This window comes from Amycolatopsis japonica, assembly GCF_000732925.1.
GTDB lineage: Bacteria > Actinomycetota > Actinomycetes > Mycobacteriales > Pseudonocardiaceae > Amycolatopsis > Amycolatopsis japonica.
Genome location: NZ_CP008953.1, coordinates 1,819,801 through 1,838,108 on the forward strand (window position 1 = coordinate 1,819,801; position 18,308 = coordinate 1,838,108).

At 68.4% G+C, this 18,308-nt stretch carries 19 protein-coding genes and 1 riboswitch; of the genes, 14 read left to right on the forward strand and 5 right to left on the reverse strand.

Translation table 11 applies throughout. The features are described 5' to 3' along the window. Positions 1–25 precede the first annotated feature (25 nt). The 7 genes from rpmF (at position 26) to AJAP_RS08950 (ending at position 5,605) form a co-directional block, all read left to right on the forward strand. Entirely contained in the window at positions 26–208 is a 183-nt protein-coding gene (gene rpmF / locus AJAP_RS08920) for a 50S ribosomal protein L32 (RefSeq protein WP_005160412.1), read from the forward strand. Between the two features lie 15 nt (positions 209–223). Further along, positions 224–970 (forward strand): ribonuclease III, encoded by a 747-nt coding sequence (gene rnc, locus AJAP_RS08925; RefSeq protein WP_084098080.1) that lies wholly within the window; start codon positions 224–226, stop codon positions 968–970. A 111-nt stretch (positions 971–1,081) separates the two neighbouring features. Continuing rightward, on the forward strand, positions 1,082–2,440 hold the full coding sequence (locus AJAP_RS08930) for a polysaccharide lyase 6 family protein (protein WP_038509594.1): 1,359 nt from the start codon (positions 1,082–1,084) through the stop codon (positions 2,438–2,440). A 42-nt stretch (positions 2,441–2,482) separates the two neighbouring features. Further along, on the forward strand, positions 2,483–3,343 hold the full coding sequence (gene mutM, locus AJAP_RS08935; protein ID WP_038509595.1) for a bifunctional DNA-formamidopyrimidine glycosylase/DNA-(apurinic or apyrimidinic site) lyase: 861 nt from the start codon (positions 2,483–2,485) through the stop codon (positions 3,341–3,343). Positions 3,344–3,410: 67 nt separating this feature from the next. Continuing rightward, positions 3,411–3,851, forward strand: a complete 441-nt coding sequence (locus tag AJAP_RS08940) for a helix-turn-helix domain-containing protein (RefSeq protein WP_016336386.1) — start codon at positions 3,411–3,413, stop codon at positions 3,849–3,851. Beyond that, entirely contained in the window at positions 3,852–4,415 is a 564-nt protein-coding gene (locus AJAP_RS08945) for a hypothetical protein (protein ID WP_038509597.1), read from the forward strand. It abuts the gene before it with no gap. Further along, positions 4,412–5,605: an MAB_1171c family putative transporter gene (locus tag AJAP_RS08950; protein WP_051972390.1), complete on the forward strand. Its 1,194-nt coding sequence runs from the start codon at positions 4,412–4,414 to the stop codon at positions 5,603–5,605. Before AJAP_RS08945 ends, AJAP_RS08950 begins: the two co-directional genes overlap by 4 nt. On the opposite strand, the gene AJAP_RS08955 is transcribed toward AJAP_RS08950, so the two are convergent. Genes AJAP_RS08955 through AJAP_RS08970 form a run of 4 tightly spaced genes read right to left on the reverse strand, consistent with a single transcriptional unit; the run spans position 5,589 to position 7,912 of the window. Continuing rightward, positions 5,589–5,936 carry a DoxX family protein gene (locus AJAP_RS08955; protein ID WP_038509599.1) on the reverse strand — a complete coding sequence of 116 codons (348 nt, stop codon included), beginning with the start codon at positions 5,934–5,936 and terminating at the stop codon, positions 5,589–5,591. The two genes, AJAP_RS08950 and AJAP_RS08955, sit on opposite strands and share 17 nt — an antisense overlap. A 28-nt stretch (positions 5,937–5,964) precedes the next feature. Then, the gene (locus tag AJAP_RS08960; protein WP_038509601.1) at positions 5,965–6,654 is read right to left on the reverse strand and encodes a hypothetical protein; all 690 of its coding nucleotides are present in this window, start codon (positions 6,652–6,654) and stop codon (positions 5,965–5,967) included. Continuing rightward, positions 6,651–7,538, reverse strand: coding sequence for an ABC transporter ATP-binding protein (locus AJAP_RS08965; protein ID WP_038509603.1), 888 nt, complete (start codon positions 7,536–7,538; stop codon positions 6,651–6,653). The genes AJAP_RS08960 and AJAP_RS08965 overlap by 4 nt, the downstream gene beginning before the upstream one ends. Then, the gene (locus AJAP_RS08970) at positions 7,535–7,912 is read right to left on the reverse strand and encodes a GntR family transcriptional regulator (protein ID WP_016336380.1); all 378 of its coding nucleotides are present in this window, start codon (positions 7,910–7,912) and stop codon (positions 7,535–7,537) included. Before AJAP_RS08970 ends, AJAP_RS08965 begins: the two co-directional genes overlap by 4 nt. Positions 7,913–8,076: 164 nt before the next feature. Here AJAP_RS08970 and AJAP_RS08975 point away from each other — a divergent pair, with 164 nt between their 5' ends. Both AJAP_RS08975 and AJAP_RS08980 read left to right on the forward strand, forming a co-directional pair. After that, positions 8,077–8,400, forward strand: a complete 324-nt coding sequence (locus tag AJAP_RS08975; RefSeq protein ID WP_034323457.1) for a PadR family transcriptional regulator — start codon at positions 8,077–8,079, stop codon at positions 8,398–8,400. After that, the gene (locus AJAP_RS08980) at positions 8,397–9,641 is read left to right on the forward strand and encodes a DUF1700 domain-containing protein (RefSeq protein WP_038509607.1); all 1,245 of its coding nucleotides are present in this window, start codon (positions 8,397–8,399) and stop codon (positions 9,639–9,641) included. The genes AJAP_RS08975 and AJAP_RS08980 overlap by 4 nt, the downstream gene beginning before the upstream one ends. 124 nt (positions 9,642–9,765) lie before the next feature. Here the strand turns inward: AJAP_RS08980 and AJAP_RS08985 are convergent, their stop codons facing one another. Next, positions 9,766–10,290, reverse strand: a complete 525-nt coding sequence (locus tag AJAP_RS08985) for a general stress protein (protein ID WP_038509609.1) — start codon at positions 10,288–10,290, stop codon at positions 9,766–9,768. Positions 10,291–10,518: 228 nt separating this feature from the next. Here AJAP_RS08985 and AJAP_RS08990 point away from each other — a divergent pair, with 228 nt between their 5' ends. From AJAP_RS08990 to gcvP, 5 genes are all read left to right on the forward strand, one after another. Further along, positions 10,519–11,883: a glutamine synthetase family protein gene (locus tag AJAP_RS08990; protein ID WP_084098082.1), complete on the forward strand. Its 1,365-nt coding sequence runs from the start codon at positions 10,519–10,521 to the stop codon at positions 11,881–11,883. Continuing rightward, positions 11,864–12,577 carry a gamma-glutamyl-gamma-aminobutyrate hydrolase family protein gene (locus tag AJAP_RS08995; RefSeq protein ID WP_038509610.1) on the forward strand — a complete coding sequence of 238 codons (714 nt, stop codon included), beginning with the start codon at positions 11,864–11,866 and terminating at the stop codon, positions 12,575–12,577. The genes AJAP_RS08990 and AJAP_RS08995 overlap by 20 nt, the downstream gene beginning before the upstream one ends. Next, positions 12,574–13,938: an aldehyde dehydrogenase family protein gene (locus AJAP_RS09000; RefSeq protein WP_038509612.1), complete on the forward strand. Its 1,365-nt coding sequence runs from the start codon at positions 12,574–12,576 to the stop codon at positions 13,936–13,938. Before AJAP_RS08995 ends, AJAP_RS09000 begins: the two co-directional genes overlap by 4 nt. A 2-nt stretch (positions 13,939–13,940) precedes the next feature. Then, positions 13,941–14,708, forward strand: a complete 768-nt coding sequence (locus tag AJAP_RS09005) for a 3-oxoacyl-ACP reductase (protein ID WP_037342142.1) — start codon at positions 13,941–13,943, stop codon at positions 14,706–14,708. Between the two features lie 532 nt (positions 14,709–15,240). After that, a riboswitch (glycine riboswitch) is annotated at positions 15,241–15,334 on the forward strand. Between the two features lie 142 nt (positions 15,335–15,476). Continuing rightward, positions 15,477–18,308, forward strand: coding sequence for an aminomethyl-transferring glycine dehydrogenase (gcvP, locus tag AJAP_RS09010; RefSeq protein WP_038509613.1), 2,832 nt, complete (start codon positions 15,477–15,479; stop codon positions 18,306–18,308).

The following is an 18,308-nucleotide window of genomic DNA, read 5'->3' on the forward strand; positions in this document are numbered from 1 at the left end:
CAGACCGTCTGAAGGAGATCTACTCGTGGCCGTCCCGAAGCGGAAGATGTCGCGATCCAACACCCGCGCGCGCCGCAGCCAGTGGAAGGCGGCTCCGGTTCAGCTGGTGCCCTGCTCCAACCGCGCCTGCAAGCAGCCGAAGCTCCAGCACATCGCGTGCCCGGCCTGCGGCCAGCACAACGGTCGCCAGGTCGTCGAGCCCGCCTGATCGGCAGCTGACGACATGGGGGGCAAGTCGGCCGGTGGACCACCCGCGGACCCCGCACCACTGCTCGAAGCACTCGGGATCACGATCGAGCCCGAGCTGCTGACGTTGTCGTTGACCCACCGTTCTTATGCCTATGAGAACGGTGGGTTGCCGCCGAACGAGCGTCTGGAGTTCCTCGGGGACGCGGTGCTGGGCCTGGTCGTCACCGACCACCTCTACAACACCCATCCCGAACTGGCCGAAGGTCAGCTCGCGAAGCTCCGTGCCAGCGTGGTCAACATGCACGCGCTGGCCAGGGTCGCGCGCGGCCTCGGCGAAGGCGGGCTGGGCAGGCACCTGTTGCTGGGCAAGGGCGAAGAGCTCACCGGCGGCCGGGACAAGGCGAGCATCCTCGCCGACGGGCTCGAAGCCGTCATCGGCGCCGCGTACCAGCAGCACGGCATCGACATCGCGCGCAAGCTCGTGCACCACCTGTTCGACGACCTGCTCGCCGAGGCGCCGCTGCGTGGCGCCGGCCTGGACTGGAAGACCAGCCTCCAGGAGCTGACGGCGTCGGCCGGGCTCGGCGTGCCCGAGTACAAGGTCGAGGACACCGGGCCCGATCACCGCAAGGAGTTCAGCGCCACCGTCCTCGTCGGCGGGCGTGAACTCGGCTACGGCTCGGGAACGACCAAGAAGGAAGCCGAGCAGAAGGCCGCCGAGACGGCCTGGCGCCAGCTTTCGTCCGAGCTCGACATCGAGCAGCCGCCGAAGACGACCTGAGTCCCCTTCACCGGGACGGTTCGTTGACGCACGAGTCGGTGAATCAGTAACCTCATCGCAGTCCGCCGCCACTGACGCGACCATTCAGGTCGCTTGTCGAGAGGTCGGCGGATGCGTCATTTCTGCCTGGTCACAGCGACGATTCTGGCGCTGGTGACAGGTCCTTCCACGGCTTCGGCCGCTCAGGTTGTCCGAGTCACATCATTGAGCGCGTTGCAGTCCGCGATCGACAAGGCCGGTCCCGGCGACGAGATCCGGCTGGCCGACGGGAGCTATTCGGCGGGCTCGGCGATCGTGATCAAACGGTCGGGAACGGCGAACGCGCCGATCACCATCACCGCGGAACACGTCGGCAAGGCCGAGATCAAGGGCTCCGCGGGCTTCTCGTTCTCTTCGGGCGCTTCGCATGTCGTGCTGCGCGGGTTCAAACTCCGGCACGGCGGCTCGATGAGCGTGCCGGTGGGCAGCACGCACAACCGGCTGACGCGGCTCGACGTCCAGCTCTCCGGCGGCGGCAACTGGGTCACGCTCAACGGCGACGACACCGAGTTCGACCACAACGTCCTGCAGAACCGCACCATCCAGGGCGTCTTCCTGCAGGTGCTCGGCCCGGAGAAGGACATGGCCAAGCGGGTCAAGGTGCACCACAACTACTTCTCGAACCACAAGTTCACCGGGTCGAACGGTGGCGAGTCGATCCGGTTCGGGCTGAGCCACCATCAGAAGTACTCGGCGGGCGGAGTCGTCGAGTACAACCTGTTCGAGAAGGCCGACGGGGATTCCGAGGCGATCTCCGTGAAGTCGTCGGACAACGTCGTCCGGTACAACACGATCCGCGACAGCCGCGGCTTCATCGTGCTGCGCCACGGGGATCGCAGCGTGGTGGAGGGCAACATTCTGCTGGGCCGGTCCGGGATCCGCTTCCACGGCAATGACCACAAGATCGTCAACAACTACGTCCACACCACGGCGGACCGCGGGATCGTGTTCGGCTCGGGCAACGAGGCGGACAGCGGGCCGGACAGCAAACTCCACGACCGGCCCGACCGGGTCGTGGTCGCGTACAACACCGTCGTCGGGACCACCGACGGCATCCACGGCGACGGCGGCGACTTCAAGCCCAAGGACTGCGTGCTCGCGAACAACATCCTGCAGGGGACCGGAAAGCTCGTGAGCATGCCGGGCGGTTCGGACGTGAAGTACGAGGGCAACATCGTCTGGGGCGGGCCGGCCGGAATGCCTTCGGGTGGCTACAAGGCCGTCGACCCCAAGCTGGTTCAGGACGGGTTGTACCGGCTGTCCGCCGGGAGCCCGGCGATCGACGCCGGTGTCGGCTCCTACCCGTACGCGGGGACCGACTTCGATCTGCAGACGCGGTCGGGGAAGTACGACGTCGGCGCCGACGAACTGCTGCCGGGAGGGACGCGGAAAGCGTTGACGCGGGCGGATGTCGGGCCGGCCGCTCCCTGACCGTCCTCACCGTTCACGAGGGCCGGTGGGAGAATCGGCGGTATGCCCGAACTCCCCGAGGTCGAGGTGGTCCGCGCCGGGCTCGAGGCGCATGTCTCCGGCCGGATGATCACCGAGGTCGAAGTCCTCCACCCCCGCGCGATCCGCCGCCACGAACTCGGCGCCGAGGACTTCAGCGGACGGCTCTCCGACGTGAAGATCACCGCCGCCCGGCGCCGCGGCAAGTACCTGTGGCTGGAGCTTTCCGACGGCCAGGCGATGCTCGCGCATCTCGGCATGAGCGGCCAGATGCTCATCCAACCCAGGGACGCGCCGGACGAGAAGCACCTTCGCGTGCGATTCCGCTTCGCCGACGAAGGACCGGAGCTGCGCTTCGTCGACCAGAGGACTTTCGGCGGGCTCGCGCTCGCGGAACTCACCGAGGTCGACGGGACGGAGTTGCCGGCCACCATCGCGCATATCGCCCGCGACCCGATGGATCCTCGGTTCGACCTCGACCAGGCGGTCCGCGCGCTGCGGTCGAGGCGGACCGAGCTCAAACGCGCCCTGCTCGACCAGACGCTCGTCTCCGGGATCGGCAACATCTACGCCGACGAGGCGCTCTGGCGGTCCAAGCTCCATTGGGCCCGCCCGACCGGCAGGCTCACCGCGGCCCAAGGACGCACTGTGCTCACCGCCGCGAGCGACGTGATGGCCGCGGCGCTGGTCGTCGGCGGGACGTCGTTCGACGCGCTTTACGTCAACATCAACGGCGAGTCCGGATACTTCGACCGCTCGCTCGACGCCTACGGCCAGGAAGGACTGCCCTGCGGACGGTGCGGGACGCCCATCCGGCGCGATCCCTTCATGAACCGTTCGTCGTTCTCCTGCCCCCGTTGCCAGCCGAGGCCGCGCACGAGGTGAAAACTGTCGTGTACGGCGCGGGGCCTGCGTCAACTAGCATGAACGGGCACGACATGTAGGGAGTGGGATGGTGGCCGCGACCGAGCCCGGTAAGACGACGCTCGCCGAGAAGATCGACAAGCTGTTCCAGATCGTGCTGAGACCCGATCGCGAGCCGTACAGCCACGAGGAGGTCGCCAAGGCCTGCCGCGAGGCCACCGGCGAGAGCTTCTCGACGACGTACCTGTGGCAGTTGCGCACCGGCCGTCGCGACAACCCGACGAAACGCCATCTCGAGGCGCTCGCCCAGTTCTTCGGCGTCTCGCCCGCGTACTTCTTCGACGACGAGCAGAGCGCCAAGATCGCCGAGGAACTCGCGCTCCTGGGCGCCCTCCGCGACGCCGGCGTCCGCGATGTCGCGCTCCGGGCCGTAACGCTTTCCCCCGACGGACTCGACACCATCAGCGACATGATCGACGCGATCGCCCGCAGGGAATCCGGACGGGGCGGCCAGAAGAAGGAGTCGTGAGTGGATCGCCGCCGTAAGGAGTTGTGGCGCCGCTGCCGGAGTCTCGCCGACGGCGTGGCGCTTCCCGAACCCTTCGACGCGGAGTCCTTCGTCGCCGAACTGGCCGCCGGACGCGGCCGTCCGATCGAATTGATGCAGGTCAGCGTCCCTTCCAGTGGCCCGTGCGGGCTGCTGATGAGCACCGAGCGCGCGGACTACATCCTCTATCCGACCAACACCACCGCCCTGCACCGGCGGCATATCCTGCTGCACGAGGTCGGCCACCTGCTGTGCGGTCACGTCGGTGCGAACGCGGGAGCCGACGGGATCGCACTCGACGCCGCCGCCAGCAAGGCCCTCATGCCGAATCTCGCGCCCGAGCTCGTCCGCCGTGTCCTCGGCCGCACGAGTTACAGCGCCGTCGAGGAGCAGGAGGCCGAACTGCTGGCCAGCCTCCTCGCGCAACGCGTCGCGCGGACGTCGGTGCGCGGCACGGCCCGGCACCACGAGGACGGAAGTGATCTCGCCGGCGGATTGGCGCGGGTCGACGACCTCTTCGGCAGCCGTAAACGGCGCCTGCCGTGACCGAGACCATCGCGTACTTCTGTTGCGTGGTGGCCTTCGCGGGTTTCGGTTACAAGCTGATCCAGGCCCGGCACACCCAGCCTCGGCGGCGGATGTGGTTCCTCAGCGCCTTCGGCATGTGCATCGCGGGCGGCATCATGCTGCTCACTCCGGCCATGGAGAACGCCGTCGGTGTCGAAGAACCCATCGGCAGCCTCCTGAATCTCGCGGCCGATCTGCTCAAGATCGGCGCGATGGCCTTCGCGGTCGCGTTCGCGCATTCGCTGAAACTGGGGGAGGGCAAGCGGATCGGCCGGCACGCGCTGCTGTCCTGGGCCGTCGTGGCCGCCGAGATCGCGCTCTTCTTCCTCTCCGGCAGTTATCGCGTCGGCGAGCACACCGCCGCCGGACCGGGCGGGCTCGGCTGGTTCGTCGCGTACAACGTTCTTTTCCTCGTCTACGGTCTGATCAGCCTGCTGACGTTCTCGATCGTCTTCGCCCGCTTCGCGCGGCATGCCGACCCCGGGCCGCTTCGCACGGGGCTGTGGCTGCTCGTCGGCGGCGGGGTTTCCGCGCTGGGCTGGACTTTCTGGGACGTCGACGACATCTACATCCTCGCCACCACGGGCGCGGTCGACGCCGGCGAGGACACGCTCTCGGCGATCCTGGCGGCGCTGAGCGTCGGGCTCGCCGGGGCGGGCGCGACGCTCAGCGTGTGGGGGCCCGCGCTGGCCACTCCGTTCCGGCTGCTCGGCACGTACCGGACGTACCGGCGGATCGAACCGTTGTGGGCCGCCTTGCGCGAAGCCGTCCCGGGCATCGCACTGGACCCGGGCCCCGGTATGCCGGGTGGCGTGGAATTCGCCTTGTACCGCAGGGTCATCGAGATCCGGGACGGCCATCTCGCACTGCGGCCCTACTTCGATCCGGACCTCCCGCCGGTCGCCGAGGCCGAAGCACGCAAGGCGAAGATCCCCGAAGCCCGCGTGGCCGCGACGGTCGAGGCCGCGACCTTGGCCGCCGCGCTCGTCGCCTCCGAGGCAGGCCGCCGGTACGCCCCCGACGACGTTCCGGCGACCTACCTCGACGAGCCGGACATCGCCACCGAAGCGGCGTGGCTGGTGGAGGTCACCCGCGAGTTCCGCCTCCAAGCACGCGAGTTCCGTGCCCAAACACGCGAGTTCCGCCGGACGGCTAGACGATCGCGGTGACGGCGGCCGCCGCCGCGACCAGCGCGAGCCAGACCGGAGGGGCGACGTCCTTGATCCCGTCGCCCGCCCGCGCGTGGGAGATCGCCGCCCCGATCAGCAACGCCACCAGGCCGATCGCCGCGGCGATCCCGAGTGGTGGCCAGAAGAATCCGGCCGCCAGGCCCGCCGCCCCGGCGATCTCCAGCGCTCCGATCCCCTGGATCCCCCGGACCGAGAAGCCGAGCCTCTCGGTCCGGGAGACCAACGCCGGCTGACGCAGGACCTTCGCCACCCCCAGTACGGCGAAGATCGCGATCAGCATCACCGACAGCACCACATGAGCCACGGCCATAACGGAACTCCTTGGTGTGGAAGGAATCTCAGACGGTGACGCGGCGCATCGTGGCGAACCCGCCCGCCCCGGCGAGGCAGACCATCAGGGCGAGCACCCCGGTCATCCCGCCGACGGTCAACGTGCTGAAGAACTCTCCGAGCTTCGGCCAGGAGTCGGTCCAGCTGAGCAGCAGCACCCCGCCCAGCAGCACCAGGACCTGCGCCGCGCCGAACAGGACGACACCCACCACCGCGGCGCGCCGGTAGATCAGGCCGTACCACATGCCGTAGACGAACATCAGCAACAGGAACACGAACGACGTGAGCAGCGTCAGGTACCAGGGACCGTCGAGCAACCAGGGAACGCGGAAGTAGTTGAGACCGAGCCCCCAGCCTCCGGTCGCGTCTTCGATCACCTGGAACACGGTGACCCCCACCGCGTACACGGCGGAGAGCCCGGCGACCAGCAGGATCGTGCCGAGGTAGTAAGACCGCCTCGACACACCGAGCGCGAGCCCGAATGGGAGCGATTTCGTCATGCTCAGTGCCCCGCAGACGAGCATGAACACGAACAGCGTGAACAGGCCGCCGGAGTAGTTCTCCTCGGGTGTTTCGGGAATCAGCGAGAAGATCGCGAGATTCACCCCGAAGGCGAAGAACGTGACGCCGACCGGGAGGACGACGTACTGGAGCCGGTCCACCAGGTGGTAGCGCGCGACGTTGACCAGGGTGTTCATGCGGACGCCTCCTCTGCGGTCTGTCCGTTGGAGGTGTGCACCATCAACTGCTGCAAGGAAAGCGGCTCCAGCTTGAGATGCAGGGCCTTCGCCTTCGCCTTGTCGGCGGGGCCGAGCGCGTCGGCGACGGTGACCGAAGCGCGCGACCCGATCCTGCGGCGGTGCAGCACCCGGCGGCCGGCGACGAAGTCGTCCACCGCGAGGGAGGGGCCGGAAACCGTGACGGCAGTGCCGCGCAGTTCGTCGGCGGGCGCGTCGAGGACGACGCGGCCCTTGTCGATCATCACCACGTGCTCCAGCAGGTCGGCGACCTCGTCGATCAGGTGTGTGGAAAGCAGGATCGTGCGGGGATGGGCCGAATAGTCGTCGAGCAACCGGTCGTAGAACAGTTGGCGTGCGACGGCGTCGAGTCCCGCGTACGGCTCGTCGAGCAGCGTGAGTTCCGCCCGGGCCGCGAGCCCGATCGTGATCGACAGCGCCGAACGCATCCCTCGCGAGAGTTTCTTGATCGGGCGTTTCGTCGGCAGATCGAAGTCGCGGAGCAGGTCTTCGGCCAGTTCCGCGTCCCAGTTCGGGTAGAACCACGACGCCGCCGAAAGGGCGTGCCGCACCTTGAAGTCCGGGAACTGCTGGTCTTCGCGGACGAGCACCAGGCGCCGCAGCACCCGCTCGTTCTCGACCGGGGTCTCGCCGAACACACGGACCGAGCCCGCGCTGGCGAACTCCTGCGCGGTCACGATCCGCAGGAAGGTGCTCTTGCCCGCACCGTTGCGGCCCAGCAGGCCGGTGATCTTTCCTTCTCCGATGTCGACCGAGACATCGCCGAGCGCGAGATGGTCGCCGTAGCGCCGGGTCAGGCCGGTGGTCGAAATGGTCGGCGTCATGCGGCGGGTCCTCCGTTCCGGTGTCCGTTCCCGCGGATGAGCGAGATCAAGGTTTCGTCGTCGATGCCGAGGCGCTTCGCTTCGATGAGCATCGGGTCGAGGTACTGCTCGGCGAACCGCTGCCGCCGGTCGGTGAGCAGTTTCTGCCGCGCGCCGGCGGCGACGAACATGCCGATACCCCGTCGCTTTTCGAGCAGGCCGTCGTCGGCCAGCACGTTGATCCCCTTGGCCGCCGTCGCCGGATTGATCCGGTAGAAGGCGGCGAGTTCGTTGGTTGACGGCACGCGTTCCCCCTCGGCCAGGCTTCCCTCGGCGATGTCGTCGGCGATCTGTTCGGCGATCTGCACGAACAGGGGTGTTCCTTCGTCGAGCACGACACCTCCGTCCCCAGTCTTCGAGCACCCTCTCGGGGTGCGGTGGTTCATTACTGGACTAAGTAACCCATGAACCACCCCTTCGGCGCAAGTGGCTTCCGCCGTGCGCACTACTGTGCAATGCGTGGTACCTTCTGTTGCGTAAGACTGGGAGGGACGCGACTGTGGAGATCAGTCAGCTACTCAAAGGCGTGCTGGACCTCGCCGTTCTCGCGGTGCTTCGCGGAGAGGACGGCTACGGCTACGACGTGCTCCGAAGACTCCGTATCGCGGGGTTGCAGGAAGTGGGCGACGCTTCGGTGTACGGGACGCTTCGGCGGCTGTACAAGGCAGGCCTGCTGACGTCCTATGTGGTGCCGAGTGAGGAAGGCCCGCACCGCAAGTACTACAGCCTCAACGAGCCGGGTCGTCAGCGCCTCGAAGAGTCGGGGCAGACCTGGCGGACTTTCGCCACGACAATGAACAGCCTGTTGGGAGAGGCAGCATGAGCACGCAGAATCCGACCGCCGTGCGGGTGTATCTGGCGAGGGTCAGGAGCGCGCTCGCCGACCTGCCCGAGAGCGAAGTCGAGGAGATCCTCGAAGACGTCCGGCCGCATCTCGCCGAGATGGAGGCGGAACTGGGGGAGAACCCCAAGGTCGACGCCTTGATCGAGCGGTTGGGGAGCCCGGAAGGCTATGCCGCCGAATTGCGGGCGTCCGGCGGCTATCCGCCGCGTCCGCCCGACGCGGGCGGCAAGACCACCGTGCTGAAGGTCAAGACCGGGATCGGCGGGGCGCGGTTCGCGTTCTGGGGCTTGGTGTTCTCAGTCGGCGGCTTCGCGTTGTTCGGTTTCGCGGCCGCGGTGTGGGTGCGGGTGGAACCGTTGCTGGGCCTGCTTTTCGTCGCGCCCGTGCTCGCGATCAGCGTCGCCTACGTGGTGCGGAAGGGGGTCGCCCCGATCGTCGAGCTGCCCGAGGTGGTCAAGCTCCGCGAGATCGCGACGTCGTTCCAGAACAACCGGAACAGCAAGGGGGTCAACTACTTCCGCACACTCAAGCCGGCGTGGTGGGTGCTGTGCGCGGCGGTGCTGGTCATCTTCGGCCTGCTGCTCGTGCTGCGCGACACCGAGGCCGTGCTGTTGCTGCCGCTGATGCTGCTGGCCGCCGTCGCGGTGGTCTGGGCGGGGCCGAAGCTGAAGACCGACCGGCGGCTGCTGTGGCTGGCCGTGCCGATCTCGGCGTTCGTCATCGGCAGCATGCTCGGCGGGGCGGGCGCGGCGGTCGATCTGATCGCGAAGCGGTCCTATGGCGGCGGTTCCTACAACAGCCCCTATGGGCCGAGCTACAACGACAGCTACGGGAACCCGCAGCTGACGTACGGCAGCCAGGACGTGGAGAACATCTACGCGTTCGACGCCGAAGGCAAACCGCTGACCGAGATCTACCTCTACGACGAGAACGGCCGCCCGCTCAGCACGACCCGGTACGCCTGCGAGCAGAGCACGGGCGAGAAGCGGAAGATCGGCGACGACAACCGCTATCCGCGGCCGCGGCTCGAGCGGGGAGTCCGGGACAACGACGGAAACCTCAACGGCTACAACGGTTACCGCAGCTACTGTCTGGAAAGGACGGACGTGCCGTTCAGCGCGGCGATCCCGAAGATCACCCCGGCGCCGCCTTCCACGACCGCCCAGGCGCCGCCGTCTTCCCCGGCGCCGCCGTCGAACTCCACCCAGCCGACGCGCTAGGTGGCCCGGGTGGAGGCGGACGTCGGGGGCCGCCTCCATCCGCGCTTCGTCCTCTGGATGCGGTGGTTCGCGATGCCAACGATCGCATTCAGAGGACGAAACGCGGCGCCTCGTGGGGTGAGGCTCAGTGGTTGAACGCGCTCCTGGCGGCCAGGTCGGCCAGCAGGGCGCGGCCCTTCTCGGCGTTGCGCGGCTGGGCCAGGACGTCGTAACGCCGGGCGACCAGCTGGCTCTGCGAGATGAACCCTCGCTTGTTCTTCGACGACGCGTACCCCAGCGCGCCGAACAGCAGGTTGAACCCGATACCGCCGACCAGGCCGACGATGATCGGCACCAGCCCGGCGCCCGGGTTCAGCAGGCTCAGCACGAGTCCGAGGAACACACCGAACATCGCGCCGGACAGCGCCGAGCTGGTCAGCACCTTGCTCCAGCCCATGCGTCCGGCGATGCGCTCCACCAGGATCGGCTCGACACCGACGATCGTGACGTCCGTGATCGGGAAGTCCGTTCCCGCGAGGTGGTCGACGGCACGCTGCGCTTCGGAGTAGGACTCGTAGGAGCCGATCGGCCACCCGCTGGGCAGCGTCGGGAGCTGAGCCCGCCCCTGGGGCTCGGTGAACGTGGTCTGCTGCGTGAATGCCTGTGTCATTCCTTCTCACCTCTCTTGATCCGTACAACGTCCCGGATGCGCGGATCTCCTCCCGGTGCGGCGGGATTCACAGCATCTTCTCAGCCGGGCATCACAGACAATCCGCCCAGGGATCAACTACGGTGAGCAATGGATAGCGAACTAGACCATTGACCGAGTTGACCGGGTCGGGTCGACCCGGTAGGAAGAAGCCGCAAAGGTACCGCTTCGAACCTTTAGGTGAGGCTGATGGCGAACAGGCGCGGCATGCTCACGCTGGATCGGCTCCGGGAACTGGTCGAGGACGGCACCGTCGACACGGTGCTGGTGGCGATCACCGACATGCAGGGCAGGCTGCAGGGCAAACGCTGCGCCGCCGAGTACTTCCTCAACGAGGTCGTCGAGCACGCCACCGAAGCGTGCAACTACCTCCTCGCCGTCGACGTGGACATGAACACCGTCGACGGCTACGCGATGTCGTCCTGGGAGACCGGCTACGGCGACTTCGTCATGCGCCCGGACTTCGACACGCTGCGCCTGCTTCCGTGGCAGGAGGGCACCGCGCTGGTCCTCGCCGACCTCGAACGGGTGCAGGGCGGCGCGGTGGCCCCCTCGCCCCGCCAGATCCTGCGCGGCCAGCTCGACAGGCTCGCCGAGCGCGGTCTCGCCGCCTACGTCGGCACCGAGCTGGAGTTCATCGTCTTCGACGACACCTTCGAATCGGCCTGGGACAAGCGCTATCAGGACCTTCGCCCGGCCAACCAGTACAACGTCGACTACTCGATGCTCGGCACCGCCCGGATCGAACCGCTGCTGCGCCGTATCCGCAACGACATGGGCGGAGCGGGGCTGTACGTCGAGTCCGCCAAGGGCGAATGCAATCCGGGCCAGCACGAGATCGCGTTCCGCTACGCCGACGCGCTGACCACCTGCGACAACCACAGCGTCTACAAGACCGGGTCCAAGGAGATCGCCGCGCAGGAAGGCAAAAGCCTCACGTTCATGGCGAAGTACAACGAACGCGAGGGCAACTCCTGTCACATCCACATCAGCTTGCGCTCGGCCGCGGGCGAGCCCGTCCTGGCAGGTGACGGTCCTGGCGGATTCTCGCCGCTGATGGAGCATTTCCTCGCCGGTCAGCTGGCCGGACTGCGTGAGCTGACCTACTTCTTCGCGCCGAACATCAACTCCTACAAGCGGTTCGTGCCCGGGAGCTTCGCACCGACGGCCGTCGCGTGGGGTACGGACAACCGCACGTGCGCGCTCCGCGTCGTCGGACACGGGGATTCGCTGCGCACGGAGAACCGCGTGCCCGGCGGCGACGTGAACCCGTACCTCGCGGTGGCCGCGCTGATCGCGGCGGGGCTGCACGGTATCGAGAACGAACTGGAGCTGGAGCCGGAGTTCCACGGCAACGCCTACGGTTCCGCCAAGCCGACCGTGCCGACCACGCTGCGGGACGCGGCGGCGCTGCTGGACGGGAGTGAACTCGCGAGGTCCGCGTTCGGGGACGAGGTCGTCGACCACTACCTGAACGCGGCGAAGGTCGAGCTCACCGCGTACGACGCCGCCGTCACCGACTGGGAGAGGATCCGTGGCTTCGAACGGCTCTGAACCCCTGATCGGGCTGACGTCCTATCTGGAGCCCGCGAAGTTCCTGGTGTGGGAGACCGAAGCGGCGCTGCTCCACCGGGTCTACGTCGACGGGATCGTCGCGGCGGGCGGGATCCCGGTCCTGCTGCCACCGGTGAGCGAGGCACACGATCGGCTGATCTCCGCCGTGGACGGTCTCGTGCTGGTCGGCGGCGCGGATGTCGACCCGGCACGTTACGGCCAGGAGCAGCACGCGACGACGTACACGAGGCCGAACCGGGACGCGTTCGAGTTCGGCCTGCTGCGGTCCGCTTTGGACAGTGGGAAACCGGTGCTCGGCGTGTGCCGCGGGCTGCAGGTGCTCAGCGTCGCGCTGGGCGGCACGCTCGTCCAGCATCTGCCGGAGACGGTGGACAATGCGGATCACCAGCCCTCGCCGGGGATCTTCGGCACCACTACGGTGACGCTTGCCGAGGGCAGCCGCGTCGCGTCGATCCTCGGCGCCGAGACCAAGGTGCCGTGTTACCACCATCAGGCGATCGACAAGCTCGGTGACGGGCTGGTCCCGGCCGGCTGGGCCGCCGACGGGACCATCGAGGCGGCCGAACTGCCCGGCGACGGGTTCGTACTCGGCGTCCAATGGCATCCCGAACAGAATCCCGACGACATCAGGCTTTTCGAAGCGCTGGTGAAAGCTGCGAAGGAGCGCGAATGACCACGTTCGAGGTGATCAACCCCGCCACCGAGGAGGTGGTGAGGTCGGTCGAACCGACCTCGGCCGAGGAGACCGACGCGGCCATCGCCCGCGCGCACGCGGCGTTCCCCGCCTGGCGCGCGGTGGCCCCCGGCGACCGGGCGCGGCTGCTGCGCCGGTTCGCCGACGCCGTCGACGCCGACATCGAGCACCTCGCCGCGCTGGAGGTCGCCAACGCCGGCCACACGATCGGCAACGCGCGCTGGGAGGCGGGCAACGTCCGCGACGTGCTGACGTACTACTCGGCATCGCCCGAACGGCTGAGCGGCAAGCAGATCCCGGTGCCCGGTGGCGTGAACATGACGTTCCACGAGCCGCTGGGCGTGGTCGGGGTGATCGTGCCGTGGAACTTCCCGATGCCCATCGCTGGCTGGGGGTTCGCGCCGGCGCTCGCCGCCGGGAACACCGTCGTGCTCAAACCCGCCGAGCTCACCCCGCTCACCGCGATCCGCCTCGGCGAACTCGCCCGCGAGGCGGGGATCCCCGAAGACGTCTTCCAGGTGCTTCCCGGCAAGGGATCCGTGGTGGGGCAGCGTTTCGTGGACCATCCGGCGGTGCGGAAGGTGGTGTTCACCGGCTCCACCGAGGTCGGCAAGCAGATCATGGCGGGCTGCGCCGCGCAGGTGAAGCGGGTGACCCTGGAACTCGGCGGCAAGAACGCGAACATCGTGTTCGCCGACGCCGACTTGGAGAAGGCCGCGGCCACCGCGCCGTACGGCGTCTTCGACAACGCCGGGCAGGACTGCTGCGCGCGGTCGCTGATCCTGGTGCAGTCGAGCGTGTACGAGAAGTTCATGGAGCTGCTGGAACCCGCCGTGAACGGTGTCGTCGTCGGGGATCCGCGGCTGGAGGTCACCGAGATGGGCCCGCTGATCTCGGCGGGGCATCACGCGAAGGTGTCGTCCTATGTGGACGATTCCGCGCCGGTCGCCTTCCGGGGCAACGCGCCCGTCGGCCCCGGGTACTGGTTCGCGCCGACCGTCGTCACCCCGCCGGATCTGCGGCATCCGCTGGCCTCGGACGAGATCTTCGGCCCGGTCGTCGCGGTGGTCCCGTTCGACGGGGAGTCGGACGCGGTGACCATGGCGAACCAGACCGAATACGGGCTGTCCGGCTCGATCTGGACCCGCGACGTCGGCCGCGCCTTCCGCGTCGCGCGCGGCGTCGAAGCCGGGAACCTGTCGGTCAACTCGCATTCGTCCGTCCGGTACTGGACGCCGTTCGGCGGATTCAAGCAGTCCGGGCTGGGCCGTGAGCTGGGTCCGGACGCCGTCGACGCCTTCACCGAGACCAAAAACGTCTTCATCAGCACGGAGGAATAGGAATGGTTCAGCGTTTCGAAGGCCGCGTCGCCGTCATCACCGGCGGCAGCAGCGGGATCGGCCTCGCCACCGCGCGGCGGCTGGCGAGCGAAGGCGCGAAGGTCGTCATCGGCGACATCTCCGCCGAGGCGGGCAAGGCCGCGGCCGATGAGGTCGGCGGCCTGTTCGTGCAGGCCGACGTCACCGACGCCGAGCAGGTCGAGGCCCTGTTCCAGACCACTGTGGACACCTTCGGCTCGGTCGACGTCGCGTTCAACAACGCCGGTATCTCCCCGCCCGAGGACGATTCGATCCTCACCACGGGCATCGACGCGTGGGAGAAGGTGCAGAAGGTCAACCTGACGTCGGTGTACCTGTGCTGCAAGGCGGTCCTGCCGCATATGCAGCGGCAGGGGAAGGGCTCGATCATCAACACGGCGTCGTTCGTCGCGGTGATGGGCGCGGCGACGTCGCAGATCTCGTACACCGCGTCCAAGGGCGGGGTGCTGGCGATGAGCCGGGAACTGGGCGTGCAGTTCGCGCGGGAGAACATCCGGGTGAACGCGCTGTGCCCGGGTCCGGTGAACACGCCGCTGCTCAAGGAACTGTTCGCGAAGGACCCCGAGCGGGCCGCGCGGCGGCTGGTGCACGTGCCGGTCGGTCGGTTCGCGGAGCCGGAGGAGATCGCGGGCGCGGTCGCGTTCCTGGCGAGCGACGACGCCTCGTTCATCACCGCTTCGCAGTTCCTGGTGGACGGCGGCATCTCGGGCGCCTACGTCACGCCGCTCTGACCCCGGGCCCGCGTTTAGTCCTCTAAATGCGGTGAGGTCTGTCCGTGAAGGCCTCCTTGAGAGACCCAGAGTCCCTCAAGGAGGCCTTCACGGCCTCCGGGCCGGCCGTCGCGCCCGGGTAGGGGGCCGAAGGACGCTTTCCCCTCGTCTCATGCGGTGAAGGGCCCTTTCACCCCCGGGCTCTGCCGCGCCCCGGCGCATTTCGTCCTCTGAATGCGGTGAGGTACATGAAGGCCCCCTTCCTTGCGCCTATGTACAGGAAGGGGGCCTTCATGTACTCGGGCCGACCGTCGCGCCCGGGCCGGGGGCCGAAGGACGCTTTCCCCTCGTCTCATGCGGTGAAGGGCCCCTTCACCCCGGGCCCTGCCGCGCCCCGGCGCGTTTAGTCCTCTGAATGTGGGCCGTAACTCGCGTGATCGGGGCCGGAACTCGCGTGCTTGGAGCCGGAACTCGCAAGTGACGTGGTCGGTGGGAAGTAGACGCGCGCTGAACAGGCCAGGTACGGTGTGCGCACAACTGCAGATCGGGCCGTCGAGCTGGAGCGGGAGAGCCCCCACGAACGTGGTGGGGCACCGAAGGAGCAAACTCCCCGGAATCTCTCAGGTACCCACTACCGCTTCACGCGAGGCCACTCTGGAAAGCAGGCGCGCAAGTGCGCCTCACCCAAGGTGAAAGCCACCCTCATCGGTGGTGAAACTCTCAGGTGCCATGACAGAGGGGGAGTTCCCAGCGCACCGGTCTATCCGGCGCCTGACCCAAGGAGCTCCCTTGACCAGTACGTCCTTCGACGACCGGCACATCGGCCCCTCGGAGTCCGAGCAGGCCAAGATGCTCGCCGAGGTCGGCTTCGGCAGTCTCGATGCCCTGGTGCAGGCCGCGGTGCCGTCCGCGATCCGCGTCACCCGCGACCTCGACCTTCCCCCCGCCGCGTCCGAAGAGGACGCCATCGCCGAGCTTCGCGCGCTCGCCGCGCTCAACAAGCCGATGACGCAGATGATCGGCCTCGGCTTCCACGACACGGTCACCCCGGCGGTCATCCGCCGCAACGTGCTGGAGAACCCGGCCTGGTACACGGCGTACACGCCGTATCAGCCGGAGATCTCGCAGGGCCGTCTCGAAGCCCTCCTCAACTTCCAGACCATGGTCTCCGAGCTGGCCGGTCTCGCCACCGCGAACGCCTCCCTGCTCGACGAGTCCACCGCAGTCGCCGAGGCCGTCATGCTGATGCGCCGCGCGTCGAAGGCGAAGTCGAACAAGGTCGTCCTCGACGCCGAGTGCCTACCGCAGACCATCGCCGTCGTCCGCACCCGCGCCGAGGCCATGGGCGTCGAGGTCGAGGTCCGCGACCTGCTCACCGGCCTGCCGGAGGAGTTCTTCGGCGTCGTCGTCCAGTACCCGGGCGCTTCCGGCGTGCTGCGCGGCGCGGGCTTTTACTCCGCCATCTCCGAGACCGCGAAGGCCGCCGGCGCGCTGTACACCGTCGCCGCCGACCTGCTCGCCCTCACCCTGATCACCGCGCCGGGTGAGTTCGGCGCCGACATCGCCGCCGGTTCCACCCAGCGCTTCGGCGTCCCGCTCGGCTACGGCGGCCCGCACGCCGGGTTCATGGCCGTCCGCGCCGGGCTCGAGCGCTCGCTCCCGGGTCGCCTGGTCGGCGTCTCGGTCGACGCCGACGGCAACCCCGCGTACCGCCTCGCCCTGCAGACCCGCGAGCAGCACATCCGCCGCGAGAAGGCCACCTCCAACATCTGTACCGCGCAGGTCCTGCCCGCCGTGCTCGCCGCGATGTACGCGGTCTACCACGGTCCGGACGGCCTCAAGCGCATCGCGACCCGCGTCCACGAACTCGCCGCCGGACTGGCGGGAGCCCTCCGCGAGGGCGGCGTCGAGGTCGTCCACGAGGGCTTCTTCGACACGGTCCTCGCCCGCATGCCCGGACAGGCCGAAGCGGTCGTCGCGGTCGCGCGCGAGAACGGGATCAACCTCGGCCCGGTCGACGCCGACCACGTCCGCATCGCGGTCGACGAGGTCACCACGCCCGCGATCATCGCCAAGGTGCTCAACGCGTTCGGCGTCGACACCCCCGCGGCCGACGCCCAGGCCCTGCCCGCCGGTCTCGGCCGCCAGAGCGAGTACCTCACCCACGAGGTCTTCCACTCACACCGCTCCGAGACCGCGATGCTGCGCTACCTGCGGAGCCTTTCGGACCTCGACTACGCGCTCGACCGCGGCATGATCCCGCTCGGCTCCTGCACGATGAAGCTCAACGCCACCACGGAGATGGAGCCGATCAGCTGGCGCGAGTTCGCGGGGATCCACCCGTTCGCGCCCGCCGACCAGGCCGAGGGCTACCACACCCTGGTCGAGCAGCTGTCGGGCTGGCTGGCCGAGGTCACCGGCTACGACAAGGTGTCGCTGCAGCCGAACGCCGGCAGCCAGGGCGAGCTCGCCGGTCTGCTCGCGATCCGCGCGTACCACCACGCCAACGGCCAGACCGAACGCGAGGTCTGCCTGATCCCGTCGTCCGCGCACGGCACGAACGCCGCCTCCGCGGTGATGGCCGGGATGCGCGTCGTCGTGGTCAAGTGCACCGACGAGGGCAACGTCGACCTCGAAGACCTGCGGGCCAAGGTCGAGGCCAACCGCGACACGCTGTCCGCGATCATGGTCACGTACCCGTCCACGCACGGCGTGTACGAGAACGGCATCGACGAGCTGGCCAAGATCGTCCACGACGCGGGCGGCCAGGTCTACGTCGACGGCGCGAACCTCAACGCGCTGCTCGGGCTCGCCAAGCCGGGTGAGTTCGGCGGCGACGTCTCGCACCTGAACCTGCACAAGACCTTCTGCATCCCGCACGGCGGCGGCGGCCCCGGCGTCGGCCCGGTCGCGGTCCGCGCGCACCTCGCGCCGTACCTGCCGAACCACCCGCTGCTGGAGAAGGCCGGTCCCGAAACCGGGGTCGGCCCGATCAGCGCCGCCCCGTACGGCTCGGCGTCGATCCTGCCGATCTCGTGGGCGTACGTCCGCATGATGGGCGCGGGCGGGCTCACCGCCGCGACGCAGGTCGCCGTGCTCGCCGCGAACTACGTGGCCAAGCGCCTCAACCAGCACTACCCGGTGCTCTACACCGGACAGGACGGCCTGGTCGCGCACGAGTGCATCCTCGACCTGCGCGGGCTCACCAAGGAGACCGGCGTCAGCGTCGACGACGTCGCGAAGCGCCTGATCGACTATGGCTTCCACGCCCCGACCATGTCCTTCCCGGTCGCGGGCACGCTGATGGTCGAGCCGACCGAATCCGAGGACCTCGGCGAGATCGACCGCTTCATCGCGGCGATGATCGCCATCCGCGCGGAGATCGACGCCGTCGCGCAGGGCAAGTGGGCCGCGGACAACAGCCCGCTGCGCAACGCCCCGCACACCGCCGAGACCCTCGTCGGCGACTGGGACCTGCCCTACGACCGCGAACTGGCGGTGTACCCCGCCGGAGTGAACCGCAAGTCCAAGTACTGGCCTCCGGTGCGCCGCATCGACGGTGCGCGCGGGGACCGTAACCTCGTCTGCTCCTGCCCGCCGCTCAACGCCTACGAGAACTGA

Coding starts and splice junctions, on each gene's coding strand:
- AJAP_RS08930 (WP_038509594.1), top strand. CDS start 1,082: ATGCGTCATTTCTGCCTGGTCACAGCGACGATTCTGGCGCTGGTGACA.
- AJAP_RS08980 (WP_038509607.1), top strand. CDS start 8,397: ATGAGCACGCAGAATCCGACCGCCGTGCGGGTGTATCTGGCGAGGGTC.
- AJAP_RS08965 (WP_038509603.1), bottom strand. CDS start 7,538: ATGACGCCGACCATTTCGACCACCGGCCTGACCCGGCGCTACGGCGAC.
- AJAP_RS09005 (WP_037342142.1), top strand. CDS start 13,941: ATGGTTCAGCGTTTCGAAGGCCGCGTCGCCGTCATCACCGGCGGCAGC.
- AJAP_RS08955 (WP_038509599.1), bottom strand. CDS start 5,936: ATGGCCGTGGCTCATGTGGTGCTGTCGGTGATGCTGATCGCGATCTTC.
- AJAP_RS08990 (WP_084098082.1), top strand. CDS start 10,519: ATGGCGAACAGGCGCGGCATGCTCACGCTGGATCGGCTCCGGGAACTG.
- mutM (WP_038509595.1), top strand. CDS start 2,483: ATGCCCGAACTCCCCGAGGTCGAGGTGGTCCGCGCCGGGCTCGAGGCG.
- AJAP_RS08985 (WP_038509609.1), bottom strand. CDS start 10,290: ATGACACAGGCATTCACGCAGCAGACCACGTTCACCGAGCCCCAGGGG.
- AJAP_RS08940 (WP_016336386.1), top strand. CDS start 3,411: ATGGTGGCCGCGACCGAGCCCGGTAAGACGACGCTCGCCGAGAAGATC.
- AJAP_RS09000 (WP_038509612.1), top strand. CDS start 12,574: ATGACCACGTTCGAGGTGATCAACCCCGCCACCGAGGAGGTGGTGAGG.
- AJAP_RS08960 (WP_038509601.1), bottom strand. CDS start 6,654: ATGAACACCCTGGTCAACGTCGCGCGCTACCACCTGGTGGACCGGCTC.
- rnc (WP_084098080.1), top strand. CDS start 224: ATGGGGGGCAAGTCGGCCGGTGGACCACCCGCGGACCCCGCACCACTG.